Origin of the sequence: Ectobacillus ponti (genome assembly GCF_024294785.1) — a bacterium.
Lineage (GTDB): Bacteria > Bacillota > Bacilli > Bacillales > Bacillaceae_G > Ectobacillus > Ectobacillus ponti.
The window spans coordinates 91,373-108,731 of record NZ_JANCLT010000013.1 but is presented as its reverse complement, the minus strand read 5'-3'; the positions used below and the strand labels follow the sequence as shown (position 1 = coordinate 108,731).

The 17,359-nt window shown below is 53.2% G+C and carries 19 protein-coding genes; 3 read left to right on the top strand and 16 right to left on the bottom strand.

Annotated features, from left to right (window positions below; genetic code table 11):
• The first annotated feature begins 290 nt into the window (after positions 1 to 290).
• Entirely contained in the window at positions 291 to 1,361 is a 1,071-nt protein-coding gene (locus NK662_RS19450; RefSeq protein ID WP_254760619.1) for an AbrB family transcriptional regulator, read from the top strand.
• Between the two features lie 187 nt (positions 1,362 to 1,548).
• On the opposite strand, the gene NK662_RS19445 is transcribed toward NK662_RS19450, so the two are convergent.
• Entirely contained in the window at positions 1,549 to 2,001 is a 453-nt protein-coding gene (locus NK662_RS19445) for a GNAT family N-acetyltransferase (protein WP_254760618.1), read from the bottom strand.
• Between the two features lie 94 nt (positions 2,002 to 2,095).
• Between NK662_RS19445 and NK662_RS19440 the strand changes: the two genes are divergently transcribed.
• Complete coding sequence (locus NK662_RS19440) at positions 2,096 to 2,833, top strand: metallophosphoesterase family protein (protein ID WP_254760617.1); 738 nt, start codon at positions 2,096 to 2,098, stop codon at positions 2,831 to 2,833.
• Here the strand turns inward: NK662_RS19440 and NK662_RS19435 are convergent.
• The 7 genes from NK662_RS19435 to NK662_RS19405 form a co-directional block, all read right to left on the bottom strand.
• Positions 2,799 to 3,164 (bottom strand): hypothetical protein, encoded by a 366-nt coding sequence (locus tag NK662_RS19435; protein ID WP_254760616.1) that lies wholly within the window; start codon positions 3,162 to 3,164, stop codon positions 2,799 to 2,801. The two genes, NK662_RS19440 and NK662_RS19435, sit on opposite strands and share 35 nt — an antisense overlap.
• A 127-nt stretch (positions 3,165 to 3,291) precedes the next feature.
• On the bottom strand, positions 3,292 to 3,789 hold the full coding sequence (locus tag NK662_RS19430; protein ID WP_254760615.1) for a P-loop nucleotide/nucleoside kinase family protein: 498 nt from the start codon (positions 3,787 to 3,789) through the stop codon (positions 3,292 to 3,294).
• An 82-nt stretch (positions 3,790 to 3,871) separates the two neighbouring features.
• Positions 3,872 to 5,545: a glycerol-3-phosphate dehydrogenase/oxidase gene (locus NK662_RS19425; protein ID WP_254760623.1), complete on the bottom strand. Its 1,674-nt coding sequence runs from the start codon at positions 5,543 to 5,545 to the stop codon at positions 3,872 to 3,874.
• 139 nt (positions 5,546 to 5,684) lie between these two features.
• Positions 5,685 to 7,175 (bottom strand): glycerol kinase GlpK, encoded by a 1,491-nt coding sequence (gene glpK, locus NK662_RS19420; RefSeq protein ID WP_254760614.1) that lies wholly within the window; start codon positions 7,173 to 7,175, stop codon positions 5,685 to 5,687.
• A 53-nt stretch (positions 7,176 to 7,228) separates the two neighbouring features.
• Positions 7,229 to 7,792, bottom strand: a complete 564-nt coding sequence (locus tag NK662_RS19415; RefSeq protein ID WP_254760613.1) for a glycerol-3-phosphate responsive antiterminator — start codon at positions 7,790 to 7,792, stop codon at positions 7,229 to 7,231.
• On the bottom strand, positions 7,789 to 8,253 hold the full coding sequence (locus NK662_RS19410) for a GNAT family N-acetyltransferase (protein WP_254760612.1): 465 nt from the start codon (positions 8,251 to 8,253) through the stop codon (positions 7,789 to 7,791). The genes NK662_RS19415 and NK662_RS19410 overlap by 4 nt, the downstream gene beginning before the upstream one ends.
• Positions 8,243 to 8,473: an excisionase family DNA-binding protein gene (locus tag NK662_RS19405; protein WP_254760611.1), complete on the bottom strand. Its 231-nt coding sequence runs from the start codon at positions 8,471 to 8,473 to the stop codon at positions 8,243 to 8,245. Before NK662_RS19405 ends, NK662_RS19410 begins: the two co-directional genes overlap by 11 nt.
• Before the next feature lie 169 nt (positions 8,474 to 8,642).
• On the opposite strand from NK662_RS19405, the gene NK662_RS19400 reads away from it, so the two are divergent.
• Positions 8,643 to 9,806, top strand: coding sequence for a glycosyltransferase family 4 protein (locus NK662_RS19400; RefSeq protein WP_254760610.1), 1,164 nt, complete (start codon positions 8,643 to 8,645; stop codon positions 9,804 to 9,806).
• Between the two features lie 15 nt (positions 9,807 to 9,821).
• On the opposite strand, the gene murJ is transcribed toward NK662_RS19400, so the two are convergent.
• The 8 genes from murJ to NK662_RS19355 form a co-directional block, all read right to left on the bottom strand.
• On the bottom strand, positions 9,822 to 11,348 hold the full coding sequence (murJ, locus tag NK662_RS19395; protein WP_254760609.1) for a murein biosynthesis integral membrane protein MurJ: 1,527 nt from the start codon (positions 11,346 to 11,348) through the stop codon (positions 9,822 to 9,824).
• A 27-nt stretch (positions 11,349 to 11,375) separates the two neighbouring features.
• Positions 11,376 to 12,155: a CPBP family intramembrane glutamic endopeptidase gene (locus NK662_RS19390; protein ID WP_254760608.1), complete on the bottom strand. Its 780-nt coding sequence runs from the start codon at positions 12,153 to 12,155 to the stop codon at positions 11,376 to 11,378.
• Between the two features lies 1 nt (position 12,156).
• Positions 12,157 to 12,846, bottom strand: coding sequence for a class I SAM-dependent methyltransferase (locus tag NK662_RS19385; RefSeq protein WP_254760607.1), 690 nt, complete (start codon positions 12,844 to 12,846; stop codon positions 12,157 to 12,159).
• A 59-nt stretch (positions 12,847 to 12,905) separates the two neighbouring features.
• Positions 12,906 to 13,142, bottom strand: coding sequence for a hypothetical protein (locus tag NK662_RS19380; RefSeq protein WP_254760606.1), 237 nt, complete (start codon positions 13,140 to 13,142; stop codon positions 12,906 to 12,908).
• A gap of 204 nt (positions 13,143 to 13,346) precedes the next feature.
• Positions 13,347 to 14,156, bottom strand: a complete 810-nt coding sequence (locus NK662_RS23645) for a methyl-accepting chemotaxis protein (RefSeq protein WP_279665269.1) — start codon at positions 14,154 to 14,156, stop codon at positions 13,347 to 13,349.
• A gap of 152 nt (positions 14,157 to 14,308) precedes the next feature.
• Positions 14,309 to 15,571 (bottom strand): MFS transporter, encoded by a 1,263-nt coding sequence (locus tag NK662_RS19365; RefSeq protein WP_254760605.1) that lies wholly within the window; start codon positions 15,569 to 15,571, stop codon positions 14,309 to 14,311.
• A gap of 43 nt (positions 15,572 to 15,614) precedes the next feature.
• A complete protein-coding gene (locus NK662_RS19360; protein WP_254760604.1) occupies positions 15,615 to 15,830 on the bottom strand; it encodes a hypothetical protein in 216 nt (71 codons plus the stop codon).
• Between the two features lie 93 nt (positions 15,831 to 15,923).
• Positions 15,924 to 17,348 (bottom strand): glycoside hydrolase family 32 protein, encoded by a 1,425-nt coding sequence (locus NK662_RS19355; protein ID WP_254760603.1) that lies wholly within the window; start codon positions 17,346 to 17,348, stop codon positions 15,924 to 15,926.
• Positions 17,349 to 17,359: the final 11 nt, after the last annotated feature.

Here is a 17,359-nt window from a genome sequence, read left to right as displayed (position 1 = left end):
AATGTTGACGTTTTGTGTTTTGTTCAGTTTTCAAAGAGCTGTTTTCTTGCTGACAAGATATTATCTTACAGCATCCCGCTGCATTTGTAAACATCTTTTTTAAAATTTCGTTTCGCACACTGTTGAATCAGCGGCGGAATAACAATATATCATGGACATACTCCCTTTGCAACCCTTTTTACACAAGGAAAAAACAGGAATAAGGCAGGACCGCAGACAGATATATGTACTTTTCAAATTGCACATATGATAATAAACATTAGGAAATTCACTGGAAAAGAAGGGTTTTTATGAAACAGACTACAACTGGCTTACTAGTGACAATGGCGGCGGCTGTGCTGGGCGGCAGCTGTTTCTCCGTTTTGCACGCCCCCATCCCCTGGCTGCTTGGTCCCATGACGGCTGTACTGCTGGCTTCCCGGCAAAAGAGAATCGTCCTGCGCTGGCCAGGACAGCTTCGCGATGCAGGAATGCTGCTCGTCGGCTATTCCATCGGCTTGTCCTTTACCCGTGAAGCTGCCGTTCACATTGTCTATCAGCTGCCTTCCATCCTGCTGACAACCGTCACGCTGCTTTGCTTCAGCGCCCTGCTTGCGCTGGGGATTTCAAAGTGGACGGGAATCAGCTATCCGACCATCCTCACCGGCAGCATTCCCGGCGGGCTTTCCCAAATGGTGGCACTGGCTGAGGAAATCAAGGGAATTGATGTGACCGTTGTCGCTTTTTTACAGATCACACGGGTGGTCATCATTTTATTCTCCGTGCCGTTGCTCATTTTCAGTCCGCTGTTTGCCGGTCATGCTTCCCAATCGACAGCCCCGCTACCGCTGCACAATGGGGCAACTCTTGGAATAGGAATTCTATTTGCCACAGCATGTCTGATCGGTGCCATGCTCGCTGTCAGGGTGAAGCTGCCGACCGCCTTTTTGACTGGACCGTTGTTTGCAGCTGCCATCCTATCAATTGCCGGACTGCAAGGCCCGTTTTTGCCGGCACCGCTCCTGAACGTATCGCAGCTCTTGATCGGCACCTATGTCGGCCTGCTGCTGAAGCCTGAACAGCTGCAGCACAAAGCAAAAATGCTGCTGCTTGCCACCATCAGCAGCCTCACTCTCATTTTATTTTCACTGGGGCTCAGCCTGCTTGTGTTTCATTTGTACCATGTATCAGCCGGCACAAGCTTTCTCAGTACAGCGCCGGGCGGCATGGACCAGATGGGGCTGATCGCACATGAAATCCATGCAGACCTGTCTACGGTCACCAGCTATCAGCTGTTCCGTTTGTTCTTCATTTATTTTGCAGTGCCTCCTCTATTAAGATGGGGCTTCCGCCGCTATCAGCGGACAAAGGAAGCCGCCTAGCAGAAGGGATGACTCCTATCGAGTCATCCCCCCTCGCTCGTTTCCCGACAGTCGCACGGCTTTTCCTGCAAATCAAAACAGCTTTCCCACAATTCGCAGCATTTTTCCTGCAAATCAACTCCACTTCCCTACAATTCGGGCTGATTCATGCAGCTTGCCTGCCATGCACAGACTCAGGCTGCATGAATTATACTTCCTTATAAACAAGCTCCCTGTATTTCACAAAGCCCTGCTTCCGATAAAACTCCTTCGCCACACTGTTGTCGCACCAGTAATCCAGCTCCACCCGCCCAATCCCCCGGCTGCGGGCCATCTCGTAAATATGGTTCATCAGCGCGGAGCCATAGCCCTTATGCTGCACGGAAACACTGATTTGGTGCACATATACGGATTGATATGCCTTGCGGAACAGGCTTTCCTGATAGGTGCGGAACTCAATCCAAGCATAGCCGAGCGGCCCCTCATCCTCGAGCAGCAGGAATACAGAATTTGGGTCGTGCATCATGCCCATCACAAAGTCGCGCACAGGTTCATACGCGAAGCGTTTGAAGCGGTCCGGGTACAAGTCCGCATGCAGATTTTGCACCGGCTCATTTAATTTCGCAATTACCTCATAATCCTTCGTCACAGTGATCTTCATCCGATCCCCTCCCTTACAAGCGGATGTGAATACAACCTTCATATTTGTTATATTATAGCAAATTTCTATATTATAGAAGCAGGAGGGGATACACATGAGATTCGCCGTCATGACTGATGTTCACGGCAATGCCCCAGCCTTGCGGGCAGCCCTGAGGGAAATTGACGCATTGGCAGTGGCGCATATTTTTTGCTTGGGAGATATGATCGGCATTGGCCCTGATACAAACGAAGTGCTGGAGCTGCTGTTTGCACGCAGTGACGTCTCCATGATTACCGGCAACCATGATGAGTCGGTGCTGGCTCTCATTCAGGGGCAGGAGCACCCGCCAAGCCACGCACATGTGAAGGCGCATCATCAATGGATTGCCGAGCGGCTGCAGCCGGAGTTTGTGCCGGGGCTGGCGGCATTGCCGCGAAGGATTGAGCAGAACATGGCCGGACATGCCGTGCTGTTCACGCACTATCATATTGCACCGGAGAAATATAATGCGCCCATCAGTGCCGATCCGTTCAGCCCGATTGCAGAGCCGGGGCTCACGCAGTTGCAGCAGCTGTTTCACGGCTGCCGGCAGCGCTTGGTTTGCTTTGGCCACCACCATCCACAGCATTTTTTCCAGGGGAATGGACAGACGTACTTGAATCCGGGCTCGCTCGGCTGCCATAACAAGCCGGCGGCGCGGTACGCCATCGTGGAAATGACAGAATCCGGTCCGACAGTCGATTTGCGGGAAGCCATTTATGATAACACGACTTTCCTTGCTTCCTACGAAACGCTGGAGGTGCCGGACCGGGAGTTTATTCTGCGTATTTTTCACGGGGGACAAATGTAACAGCCTGCTGCTTGCACGCTTTTGCCGCATGCTCCTGCAACGTAAGCAGCAGCTGCTTGCAGGACAGCTCGGACCGCTTCTCCTCGAGTTGCTCCAGTTGGTGGTGCAGCAGGGCCGTCTGCTGCTCCATGACCTGAAGCTGCTCCTCCTCCTTCTGATGCGCCTGCCCCTCCAGCTTGAAGAAGAGCTGCTTCTGTTTTGCCTCCAGATGCGCCGCGCGGGCAAGGTCTGCTTTCTTTTGCTCAATCAGCTGCTCCAGTTCCTGCTTCAGCGGGTACAGCTCCTTTGATGCGAAAATGGCTGACATCTTGACTCGTTTCAATGTATACATGGGACTCAGTCTCCTTATTTGTTTGGTTTGTAAGTCCCATTGTGCCGCCCCGCACTTAACTTTTTCTTAAACAACAGAACAACGCAAAGGCTTCAGCATCCTCTGCGTTGTTTTATGATCTAATTGTTCATTCTTTCCCATTAAGCTCTAACATATTGAAACCTTCAGATGCTTCCGGCGCTTCAAAAAAACCAGTAACATGAATAAACACCGCTTCCGTGTCAAAAGCTGCTCTTTCAGGTTGTTCCTTACGCCTTTTTGCAATTTGACGCAAGCATTGCTCGTTACTTAGATTCAGGAAAATGAGTTGATGGCTTGCATGTACCTCTGACGCTATATCCAAAAACCACTTTCGCAGCTTTTGCGTGTTCGCCGGAAAATCCATCACGACATCTGTACCGGCACGCAATATGCTTTGGACATGCTTTTTCACCAACGGCTTAAGCTGCGCTGAGAATTTCAGATAGTCCTCAAAGGATGCGACCTGATCGGGATACAGAGATGAAATCCATTCATCCTCAGACAGCAGCACCGCCTGTTTCTCCATCGCCAATTGCTTTGATGCAGTTGATTTTCCTGCGCCCATTTTCCCGCAGAAAAAGTATAGCGTCCCCAATTGCTTCATAGTTCTCCCCCTGTGAAACGATCATCTATTTTTCATTCTATAAAAAAAGACGAACTCCTATGCGGATTCGTCTTTTTTCTGTTTAAGCACTCTTGCCGCTGCCCTGCTTTACCGTCTCCTGCGGCTCCACCGCATCGCGCAGCTCCCGCTCCAGCTCCTGCAGGTACTGCCGCTTCTGCTCCGCAGTCCAGCCAAGCGCCTTGCCCATATACTCGACCACCGCCTGCTTCCACTGATGCACCCATTGAATCCGGAAGAACAGAGCCCCTGTACGGCGGATGAAGAAATCCACAGGCTTTGCCGCCATTTCCTCCCCCAAGGCGTACGCCAGCTGCGCATACACCTCGCGCGGCATGCCGCAGGAAGCGTCGTAGCCGCGGGCAAGCTCGAACACCAGGTCCATGTTGGAACCGTACATTCTCACCAGGCGATCGTACTGCTCCGGGGAGAAGCCAGCCGCTGCCGCCTGCGCCGCCTTGGAAGCAATGAACGCCTCAAAGCCGGCAGAGCCGCCGACATGGCCACCGGAAATCGGCATACGCTTCGTGTGACTGCCGCCAAATGTACGGCCGTCCGCCGCAAACAGGGAAGCCACCAAATCCACCACGGTTTCCGCCATTTTCCGGTATCCCGTCAGCTTGCCGCCCGCAATTGTGATCAAGCCGGATTCGGACTGCCAAATTTCATCCTTGCGGGAGATTTCCGATGGATCCTTGCCCTCTTCATAAATAAGCGGACGCACCCCGGCCCAGCTGGACTCGATATCCCGTTCCTGCAGCTGTACGCTCGGGAACATGTAGTTGACGGCAGCAATAATGTACGCACGGTCTTCCGCCGTCATTTTCGGGCTGACCGCATCTTCCTTGAAAAAGGTGTCTGTTGTGCCGACGTATGCCTTGCCGTCGCGCGGAATCGCGAAAACCATACGGCCGTCCGGCGTATCAAAATACACTGCCTGCTTCAGCGGGAAGCGGGACTGGTCCACCACAAGATGGACACCCTTTGTCAAACGCAGCTGCTTTCCCTTTTTGGAGCGATCCTTCTCCCGCAGCGTATCCACCCATGGACCTGTGGCATTGACCACCTTCTTCGCGCGAATGCTGTACGTTTCGCCGCTCAGCTGGTCCTGCACCACTGCGCCTGCCACTTTTCCATTTGTATACAGAAGCTCAACCACCTTGGCGTAGTTTACCGCCTGCGCCCCGTGCGCCACCGCTTCCTTCAGCACCTCAATGGTCAAACGCGCATCGTCTGTGCGGTACTCGACATAGTAGCCGCCGCCCTTCAGGCCGTCCTGCTTCACCAGCGGCTCCTTCTGCAGCGTCTCCCGCACCGACAGCATCGTCCGGCGTTCACCGCGCTTCACCCCTGCCAGATAATCATAGACACGCAGACCGATGGAGGTGCTGAATTTGCCGAACGTGCCGCCCTCGTGCATCGGCAGCAGCATCCACTCCGGCGTTGTCACATGCGGGCCGTTTTCGTATACAACGGCACGCTCTTTGCCGACTTCCGCCACCATTCCCACTTCGAATTGCTTCAGATAGCGCAAGCCGCCATGCACCAGCTTCGTAGAACGACTGGAGGTGCCCGCCGCAAAGTCCTGCATCTCCACCAAGCCTGTTTTCATGCCCCTTGTCACCGCATCGAGCGCAATCCCGCAGCCGGTAATGCCCCCGCCAATCACCAATACATCCAGTTCCGCACTGCTCATCTCTTGTAAAATCTGCTTTCTTTCTGTCCCCGCAAATGTCATTTCCATTCTCCCCCATCCCCGGAACAAACAAAAAGAGACCGCAACAAACACAACAGCTCTGGGGCTATTGCTTGCTGCGGTCTCTCCGGTTTCTCCGACCTAATGTATCAACTTGTTGTTAGTATATCATATGCAGCGCTTACTTGAAAGCCATTGTTGCATGCACCGCTTTTTTCCAGCCGGCATACAGCTCCTCCTGCTGCTCCTTTGCCATAGCCGGCTCAAACTGCCGGTCCATGTTCCACTGTTCGGCGATTTCCTCCTGGCTGCTCCAGTAGCCAACCGCAAGGCCGGCCAAATACGCCGCGCCGAGAGCGGTTGTTTCATTGACAACCGGGCGCTCCACCGGCACGCCCAGCATGTCGCTCTGGAACTGCATCAGGAAATTATTTTTCACCGCGCCGCCGTCCACGCGCAGGGTGTGCAGGGAAATGCCGGAATCCGCCTCCATCGCGGTCAGCACATCCTTTGTCTGATACGCCAATGCCTCCAGCGTTGCCCGGATCAAATGCTCCTTGGATGTGCCGCGCGTCAGGCCAAATACGGCGCCGCGCACATCGCTGTCCCAGTACGGTGTGCCAAGGCCGACAAAGGCAGGCACCACATACACCCCGTCAGTAGAAGCGACTGCCGCCGCATAGCGTTCGCTTTCCGCCGCTGATTTCACCATGCGGAGACCGTCGCGCAGCCACTGGATGGCGGAGCCTGCCACGAAAATGCTGCCCTCAAGCGCATACTCCACCTTGCCGTGCAGCCCCCATGCAATGGTCGTCAGCAGGCCATGCTCGGACTTTACGGCCTTGTCGCCTGTATTCATCAGCATGAAGCAGCCGGTGCCGTACGTATTTTTCACCATGCCTTCCCCAAAGCAGGCCTGCCCAAACAAGGCAGCCTGCTGGTCGCCCGCCGCGCCGGCAATCGGCACATTCTGCCCGAAGAAATGATAGTCCACCGTATGTCCGTATACCTCAGAGGAAGGGCGCACCTGCGGCAGCATTGCTTTTGGCACATCGAGAATGGCCAGCAATTCGTCATCCCACTCCAATGTGTGGATATTATACATCAGCGTACGGGAAGCGTTGGAGTAGTCTGTTACGTGCGCCTTGCCGCCGGACAGCTTCCAAATGAGCCATGTATCAATCGTGCCAAACAGCAGTTCACCCTGTTCCGCCCGTTCTCTTGCCCCTTCCACATGATCCAGCATCCATTTCACCTTTGTGCCGGAAAAATAGGCATCAATGAGGAGACCTGTTTTTTCCCGGAATAAAGAATCATATCCCGCTGCCTTCAGTTCTTCACAAATGCCCGCTGTCTGGCGGGACTGCCAGACAATCGCATTGTAGATCGGGCGGCCGCTTTCCTTTTCCCATACAACAGCCGTTTCACGCTGGTTTGTAATCCCGATGCCGGCAATCTGCTCCGGCTTCACGCCTGCTTCCGCCAGGCAGGTTGCAATAACTGCCAAAACCGAGCCCCAAATTTCGTTCGCATTATGCTCCACCCAGCCCGGCTGCGGGAAATGCTGTGTGAATTCCTGCTGTGCGCTATGAACGATTTCCCCCTGTTTATTGAACAGAATCGCCCGTGAGCTTGTTGTACCTTGGTCTAATGACAACATGTATGTTTCCATTCTCTTCTCCCCCTGTCTGCAGTCAGTATACCGCAATCATTTTGACAGCGCTATCATCTCTCTGGCTGGAAATATTTCCATAGCTCCTTTTTCGAGGTTGTAATGGCAGAAGCGCCGGCTGCGATCGCCTGCTCCACCTCTTCCACCGTTTCGATCAGCCCGCCGGCAAAAATCTCCCGCTTGGTCTGCTCCCGCACCTCCCGGATCACCCGCGGCATCAGCCCCGGCAGCACCTCAATGTGGTCCGGCTGTGTGCGTTCAATGAGGCTGTAGCTTTTTTCAAGGGAGCTTGAATCCAGCAGAAACACCCGCTGCACCGTCTTGACCCCTTTTTGCTTCGCCTTGATGATGACGTTTCCCTTTGTGGAGATGACGCCGTACGGCTTGATTTCCTGGCAAACATACTCCGTGGCATATTCATCATTTTTCAGGCCCTGCACGAGATCCATATGTAAAAACAGCTTCTTATCATGCTTTTGCGCCAGCGCGTAAATGCCCCGCAGCCGCGAGATATGCATTTCCAGCAGCACACCGTATTCATAGGAGCTTGCCAGCATCTTCTCCAAATCCTCCAGCTTCCTGATCGCGGGCAGCACCTTTTGTCCGAAAAAGCTCATCTCACCCCTCCTAGATCCTGTGACAGGCGAAGCATATCCCGGCACGGGATGCCATTTTCAAAGATTGCTTCCTCATAGTGTTTGATAAAAAAATCCCGGTCCACTCCGACAATGCGGAAGCCGCACTTTTGGTAGAGGGCGAGCTGACCGATGCTGGAGTTGCCGGTGCCGACCTCGATGGTTCTGTATCCCTGCCGGGCAGCCTGCTGCACGGCATGCAGCACGAGCTGCCTGCCGATTCCCTTGCCCCGCAGATGCGCCGCGACCGCCACATTCACCAGCTCTACTGTATCAGGCCGGGTCGGCAGCAGCACATAGACGCCGGCTATGTCCCCTTCCGCTTCCGCCACAAAGCACTGCCCCCGCCGCGTGTAGGTGCGGACAAGCCGCTCCGATGGGTCTGCCTCCAACAGCAGCCCGAGCGGCAATTCCTCCGCTGCCCGCCGGATGTTAATCTTCATCTTTAATATCAATATCCTCTGGAACAGGCTCCTGCAGCAGCTCTTCAATGAGCCGGCGGTATTTCTCTGTCTGCTCCAGATGGGTGGTGAACTGGTCACGATTGATCAAATACTGCTCTCCGTCATGTACAGCCCGGATTTTCCGCTGCCGAATGAGACTGGCAATCTCAGACTCCGGCATTTTCAAATACTCAGCCGTTTCTTTTATTGTTAAATACATGGCATTCCTTCCTTTCGTCTCCCTCATTATAACGCATTCCGTTCTCTGGAAAAATTGCTTGCTTGTGAAAGAATGCCCGTAATATAGTTAGAATGACTCAATGGGAACCAGATAAATACTTATCATATACTAAGAACGATGTTTACGCCCGGAAAGGAAGACATTTCAGATGAAAATTTTGATTACGACTGTCTTTGAATATCCGCATACCGGCGGGTTGTCAACACACGTGCAGACCCTGAAGAACGGCCTGGAAGGCTTCGGCCACACGGTAGATGTCATTTCCTTCAGCGACCTGCCGGAATGGAAGCAGGTCGGGCTTGTCAAGGGTCCAAGCTTTCTGCTGAATAAGATGAAGCTTGGCAAAGGCTTTGTCCACAGCCACCTGACGCGCCAGAAGCTCCTGGCTCAATATATCCGCGAAAACAACAGAGGCTATGACATTGTGAATGCCCAGGATGTATTCGCGACTCTCGCCTCCGTGGACAGCGGCATCCCGACTGTATCCACCGTGCATGGCTATATGTCCTTTGAGGCCATCAGCAAAGGCTCCCTTGTTCAGGACAGCGCGGAGGAGCGTTTCATCCGTGAAATCGAGGTTGAGGCATATACACGCACACGCAAAAACATTACGGTGGACCAGCGCATCAAGGATTATCTGCGTGACGCGGCGGGCATAGATGCGGTTGCGATCAAAAACTTCATCAATGTAACAGACTTTGCACCGGAGAAAAACCGCAAGAATGAATTCCGCCAGCAATACGGCATCGATGCAAGCCGCCAGGTGCTGTTCGTGCCGCGCCGCCTGACGCGGAAAAACGGGGTCATCTATCCGACACTGGCGATGGAACAGGTCGTCCGCCAATTCCCGGATGCACTGCTGCTGTATGCCGGCACAGGCGAAGAGGAGAGCACACTCCGCTCCAAGATCAGCGAACTCAGGCTGTCCCGCAACGTCCAGCTGCTGGGTGCAGTGCCGCATGAGCAGATGAAACACTACTATGCACTGTCCGATATCGTATTGGTGCCAAGTGTGCATGATGCCGGCGTGGAGGAAGCAACCTCCATCTCCGCCTTGGAAGCCATGGGCTCCGGCTCCCCGCTGATTGCCTGCGCAGTCGGCGGCTTAAAGGAAATCGTCAACCCTGGTGTGGACGGTGTGCTTGTGGAGGAGAAGAATGTGGACGAGCTGGCGGCAGCCATTACGGACCTGCTGGCGAATCCGGCGAAGGGTGAAGAGTTTGCCGGCAAGGCGCGCGCGAAAATCGAGAATGAGTATTCTCACGTGTCCGCGGCCCGCAAGTACGAGGAAATCTACAAATCTGTTTTATAAGAAAAAGACTGGCGCTTATGCTCGCGCCAGTCTTTTTCTGTTGATCAGATTACGCAGCTCCTTCAGTCCTTCCACCTTCAGCATCATGCCGAGGATGACGAACAGAACGAACGTGACAATGGTGATGAAAATCAGAGAGGTGATGTTTCCGGCGAATACATGCAGGCTCGCCACACCATAGACCGCTGCCAGCAGCACCGTAAACAGGGCGCCCATTTTCGCAAATGACACCACCACCGCTCTGCCGCTGAAGCCCCCCTCCTTATTCCGTTTGATGAGCACACCCAGCAAATAGATGCACTGCAGCGAGATGGCAATTGATGTCGCCAGCGCAATGCCGCCGTGTGCGAGAAAGCGAGACAGAAAGATACAGAGCGCGATGTTGAACGGCACCGCAATTAAGCTCGAGGTCATCGTAATGCGGTTATCATCCACCGCCATGAAGCAGCGGATAAGATAATCGCGCAGACCGAGCGAGAACAGGGCCGGCGTATAGAAGAAGAGCGAGTAGGCCGTCATGCTTGTCGCCGCTGCATCAAACTCGCCGCGCTGATAGATGATGGCCACAATCTCCTTGCCCATGACCAGCATAACAATTGCGATGGGAATGCAGCACATGATAATGAGGTTCATGCCCTTCATGCACATCGGCAGAAATTCTGTCTTTGTCAGCTTGGCCGCATCCACCAGACGCGGATAGTACACCGTAATCAGCGACAGCACGATGATGCTGAGCGGCAGATACAGCAGACGGCTGGAATAGTTGATCGCCGACACGCTTCCCTCGCCAAGACGGTTCGCCACCATCACATCCGTCAGATTGTTCAGCTGCACCAGGACAGACGCGACAATAATCGGGAAGAACAGCTTCATCGCGTGCTTAATATCCGCACTGTTCTCCCGTAAGCGGAAATGAAAGCCGACCTGCACCTTGCGGATGGATGGATACTGAATGACAAACTGACTGGCCACCCCGATCAGTGCCCCCCAAGCGGCACCGACAATGCCTGTCGTACTGGCAAAGAGTACAGTTGACAGAATCACAATGAGGTTATTCGGCAGCGTAACCAAGGACGGAATCGTAAACTCCTTGTTCGCGTGCAGGATCCCTGTCGCAAAGGCGGACAGCACATAAAAAATGAAGCTGGGAATTGTAATCCGTGCCAGCAGAATGACCATGTCGCCGTTCTCCTTCAGGATTTTCGGCGCGACAACACTCAAAATCTCTTTGGCAAACACAAAGGCAATCATCGTAATGACAAGCGAAATGAGCAGGAACACAGTCCCCAATACACTGACCAGCTCCGTGGCCTTTTTTTCTGATTGCGCCTTCCGTTCCACATACAGCGGCACAATGCCGGCTGAGATGGCTGTCGCCATGGCGGTGAACAGCAGCGTTGGAATGGAGAGCGCGGTGAAGTAGGCATCCGACACCGTGGACGTGCCAAAGTAAGCTGCGATGATGGCATCGCGGGCGAATCCAAGCAGCTTACTGATGACGGCCACGATGGTCACAATGCCGATTGCTTTCAGCATTTTCATAAAATCCACCGTTTTCGTTTTTTTCCATTATACAACTGGTTCCGACAATTCTTCAATCCGTCGGCGGCTGCTTTGCTTTAACAGCAAGCAGACTGCTGCAAACATTATGGTCGGCACCACGAGCGGCAGCACCTCAAAAATGAAGCCATTTTTTCCAGCTTCCTTTATAAACAAGCCGCCTGCCGCCTCCCGTCCCGGAATGCCGTATACCAAGGCATACATGAAATTCAGCCCCCAATGGATGCCGCTTGTCATCCAGATGGAATTTGTCTTGAGAAACGCATAGCCCAGGCTCAAGCCGAGCAGCACGGAAAAGATGAGATTATGCAGCCCGAAGCCCTCATGCCAGGAATCGTCCAAGACATACATGAGGTTTGCCGCCAGCAGCACCAGCCCATCGGGTATCCGGCCGCGCAAATGGGCGAATACGTAGCCTGTCACAATCGCATCTGTAATGGTGGAGCCGAGAAACAGACCCACGCCCGCTTCCAGCATCAACATGGCGTTATGCGCCGGGCTCATCCAACCTGCGAAAGTAAATTTTCCAAGCAGGCCTTCTGCAGCATACAGAATACCCCAGGCGATGAAGCCGGTCAGGAAGCCTGCCCCTAAGCGGCGGGACCAACGCAGATGCAAGCGGTAGCCCAAAGCTGGCAGCCCCTGCAGTCCAGTCAGACGGCTGACGAAATGGGCCAGCACAAAAAACAGCAGCGCACATCCCACCCAGACGAATGTACTGAGACCGGCTGCCTTAATCACCAGATTCAAATACAAGTCCAATACAACAAAACCAACAACAGCCCGCATCCTACACCTTCTCCCCGACGACCATGCCCAATGACAGCCAGCGCCCTCTGTCTGAACGAATCAGTGTTTTTTCTGCTTCTGAAATGTCAGCCTGCTCCGCGTACTCCTTCCACCAAACGGCTGCTTCCGAAAAATATGAGGCTTCTGCAGGCTGCAATCCCTGTGCTTGAAAGAGCTCCATATTCCAAGCCAAGGTGGAAAAGCATTGCTGAAAGCCAAGCTTGTGCTCCTCATCCAGCTGTGCCAGCTCTGCCGGCATCGGCGCTTCCTGCCGCATGGGTTCCGCAATGCCGATTCTGCTTCCAGGCTTGGCAACCCGAGTCAGCTCCCGCAAGGCTTGCGGCCGTTCTTCGCCAATCATTTCAAACGAGCCGATGCTGATGATGGCATCAAATGTGTTGTCGGCAAAGGGCAGCTGCTGGGCATACAATTTAAGCGGCAGCACCTGCTGCTCCACGCCGTGACGGCGCGCTGTTTCTTGAATTTCACTCCCGTCTGTCCACGGCTCCAGCGTCATAACCTGTACCTGCCAATGCTTTTCCAGCACAGAGGCAATATGGCCCGATCCGCCGCCAACCTCCAGCACCCGCATGCCCGGCCGAATGCCGCACGCTTTGACGAGATGATGCACCATCTCAAAGGAGCCGGGCCCCCAGGCTTTTCCTTGTTCTTCTGTAAATGGATTTGTCATCTTTCTCCCCCCTGCTACAAGCATATGGGTTAGAATGGGAATCTACAAGAAAATATTTCCTATTTTAAGGGCAGCTGATACCGGGCTCCTTTTGTCGAGCCGCTGCGGGGAAGCTGTAAGCCGGAGAAGACCCGGTATGCCGTAGTACGGGACGGAATTTCGAGGAAGGCTTGCAGGTCGCTGCCGGCTGCTGTGTTGTGAATGAGAAGAGCATAATCCCGGATGGCATGCAGGTACGCATCTGCAGCAGGAAAGCCGCAATTCCCGCAAACCCAAAGGCCCCGCTGCTTTTTCACAGACATTTCCTGCTGCTCTTATCGATTGTTTCATTTTCGAAGAAGATTGTTTCATTTTTTCAAAGTATTGTTTCAAAATTTAAGCTTTTTGTTTCCCCCCGCAAAATCCGCAGCCGATCAACCAAAGCAATTGTTCCGCCTCCCCCATAATTGTTCCACAAATCACCAAATTGTGCCTCCCCCTAAAAAGGGGAGGCCTGCCCCTTAACCTTCCGCATTAATCCCTTCAAACTCCCGCATCACTGACTGAATCTTGCCCTGCGTCTCCATAACCGCCTTCTGCGAGCTCTCGGTGATATCGCTCACCTTCTTCGCCTCACGGGTAATGTTCTCCACATTCGTATTCACTTCCCGGATTGCAGCCTCAACATTATTGGCAAGCTTACGGACTTCCTCTGCCACAACATTGAACCCGCGCCCGTGCTCGCCGGCCCGGGCTGCTTCAATCGCCGCATTCAGCGCCAGCATATTGGTCTGTGAGGAAATGTTGCGGATCATTTTGGAGATATCACTGATCCGGTTGATTTGTTCCCCCAAGGATTGCAGCGCCTCCAGGTTTTCCTTGGAATTGGCCACGACCTGATTTCCAAGCTCCTCAGACATATTCCTCATCTCGCCGATGACCCCGACAGTCCGATTTTCCCGCGCGGTAATATCCGTCGCGATCTTCAAGACCCCTGCCGCCCGTCCTTCCTCATCGAGCACCGGAATATAAGTTGCCTCCAGCCAAAGCAGCCGGCCGCCCTTGCCGACACGCTGAATCTTCTCCTGAAACTTCAGCCCCTTGCGCAGATTCTCCCACAGCTTCACGTACTCCCTGCTTTGGACAAACTCCTTCGTACAAAACTGCTTATGGCTCATATGCTTCATTTCACTCACCTGATAGCCCATGGCCCGGGCAAAATGCTCATTCACCCAAAGCACATCACCCTGCAGGTTAAACTCAATCATGGCCAAGGCAGACTCTATTGCCGACAATACGGCTTGCTCATCTAATACCTGCGTGCTCTTCATTCCCGCCACTTCCTTCATCCAAAGATTCCATATACCCATAGATTACCCAATATTCACCAAAAAATTATTACCTTTAAGAGTAGATGAAATTACGCATAAAAGTAATGAGAGAATTTTATGAGAGCATGCTATCAATGGAAGGGAGCTCTTCACTACACAAGCTCCCCCCTTCTGCGCAGCAGCGTATACAGGATGAAGCAGCACAGTGAGCAAAGAATCGCAAGGAAAGCGATAAATCCATACCCCGCCTGCAGCCCAATCACTTCTCCCCCCTTGCCGAACAGGCCATTCACGAAATCAATGATAAAGCCGATCAGCAAATTCCCGATGACACTTGCCACTCCCATCAGGGTGACCGTAAAGGTAATCGCCGTCCCCGTGCCCTTCGGATAGCGCTTCGCCAGCAGCGCCATAACGGTGGGATAAATGAGTGCGATGCCCACTCCGGCAACGGCAAACAGGATGGCGCCCGCCTCGCCGATGAGAATCGCCGCCATACTGCAAATGCCGGAAAACGCTGAAAAAATCATAATGGATACGGTAAAGCCAATGCGGTCTGTCACAGGCCCGAGAAACAGCCTGGCCAGCATGAAAAACAGGAAGAAGAGCGACAGCATGTGGGACGCGTCTCCAATGCTCCAGCCATATGCCTTCACCAGAAAGTTTACTAGCCAGCTGCCAACCGCAATTTCAGACACAACGCCGAAGGAGAGCACAGCGACAATGAGCCAGGCCACCGGGTCGCGCAGCAGGGAACGATAGGAGGTACTGTCCCCGGCATCCGCACTTTCCTTCGGCACCCTTCCGGCAAGTGCAGGAAGAATAGGAATGATGGAAAGCAAGAGCACAAGCAAATACATGCCCCGCCAGCCAAGCTCCCCTCCTCTCACCTGCCAGCCCATAACAGAAGCGGCGATGGACGGCGCCACCGTGGAGCTGAGTCCGTAAAAGAAATGCGAGAGGTTCATCATCATTCCTGTATTTCTTGTAAAAATCTGTGCCGCCATAATACCAAGGCCAATTTCCAAAATGCCGTTGCTGACATATAAAAAGAAATAGGCTGCCGACAGAGATCCGTAGCTGGCAGATAAATAGATGAAGAACCCGGACAGCGCCATGCAGGCGAAAGCAAGGATTGTTGTCCATTTGACCCCGATCCGATTGGACAGCGCCGAGGTAAATGTGCAGGCAAGCAGATAACCAAGAGAATTCAGCGCCAGCAGAATCCCAAGCTGCGACTGGCTCAACTGGAAATCACTCTGCATAATCGTGATGGCCGGCCCTTTCACATTTTCTGATAAACCAAAGACGAGAAAGCCGCCGAATACAACGGCAAGCAGCATATAGTAATTCCACTTGGTATGTACCATTTCCCGCTCATTTTCATAAGGGAGAGACTGTTGTTTTATTTCCATGCTCGACCTCCTCCTGCCTGTTTCGTAAAGGCTGTACAGCCCGCTATTGTGAGCTCAAATCCCCAAACACCCTGTCCAGCATCTCTTTTGGCAAAACAAATGTGGTTGCACTTTCATTTCTGGAGTTGGTGTAGATGACAACGTCCTCTCCTCTTTGCTCAATCTCCAGCAGTTTATTTTCATTTACGTCCCTTATAGATATATAACGGGTTCCGTTTTTTCTTTCCTTCTTCTCATACTGAAAGCCGATATGGCGCACATGAACTCCTCCCTTCTATTATCTATTCTGACATACCATCCGCTTTCCCTCCAGCCAGAAAAAACGCCCCTCTGCATGAGAAGGGCGGCTCCATTATTTCACTGCGTATACAACCTTTTCAAGCATAGCTTCCCCCAGCCCGCGGATGCATACGTTCTGCCCCTTGTCCGGGTCATAGGCGGTGAAGCTGAGCACCTGTTCGCCGGCGTTGACAAACACCTCGACAGAGTGCACATCTGTAAAAATCTCAAGAGCTGTAAGATCCGTGGAAAGCGTAATTGCCTCAGACTCCCCATAATCGGAGATAAACCGCAGGCTTCCATTCGCTGCATCCACCTCAAGGCGCGTGGATTTGCCTTTGCCCTTATGCAGTTCGACCTGGAAGCTTTGCCGGCCTGACACCTCAAGGCGCAGATAGCCTGCCTTCCCGCCCGCAAGCTCCAGTGCTTCACCGGTCTGTAAAGCAACCTTCTCATGCACAACAGGGCTGCCAAAATGCTCCCGTACTTCCTTTGCCGGCTGCTGCAGCAGTGTCTGCCCTTGGATGCGCAGCTCCCTCGGCAGCGACATCATGCCGTTAAAGCCGTACTCACGCGGCGGATGCGCCTGCTTCCAGCTCTGCATCCAGCCAATGAGAAGGCGCTCGCCATTCTTCCCGGCAGCGGACTGCGGCGCGTAAAAGCTGTTGCCGGAATCCAGCAGGCCTTCGCTTGCCGGATGGAAGCGCCCAGCCTCATAATCCATCTCCCCGATGACGTATGCTGTCTTGTGGGTCACCTCGCCCGCAAACTCCGGATCACATGGCATGATGGAAAACAGCAGTACATCTCTGCCATCCAGCCGGAATAAGTCCGGGCACTCCAGCATGATATTGTCAGCAGCTGCTGTTTGATAGATGGAAGCATGAAAATTCCAGTTCAGCATGTCATCTGACTTGAACATAAGAATCTCCCCGCGCCGCGCTGCGTTTCGAACCGCCAGAACCACATAATATACGCCGTCATGTTCCACAACCTTCGGGTCCCGGAAGTCACAAATCAAATAGCCTTCCGGCAGATTGTGGATGCCGATGACCGGGTTGCCCGCATACTTTTCAAAGTGAATGCCATCCTCCGAAACAGCCACGCACTGCTGCTGGATAATCTGGGATTCATCCTTATCAAACCCCATGTTCGGATCAATGTGGCCCGTGTACATCAGGTACAGCTTGCCGTCCTTCTCGATGGCACTGCCGGAAAAGCAGCCGTTGGCGTCGTACACCTTATCATTTGCCAGCGCAACCGGCTGATAGGTCCAATCGATGAAATTCCTTGTTGTCACGTGCCCCCAATGCATATCGCTCCAGACGACATCATACGGGTTGTACTGATAAAACAGATGATATTCTCCCTTGTAGAAGGAGAAGCCGTTCGGGTCATTGATCCAGCCGGTTTCCGCTGTAAAGTGAAGCAGCGGCCGGCTTTGCACCTTTTCTTTATGTTGCTGGATATACATATCTGCAGCTTGTAGCTTGTTCATCTAAGCACCTC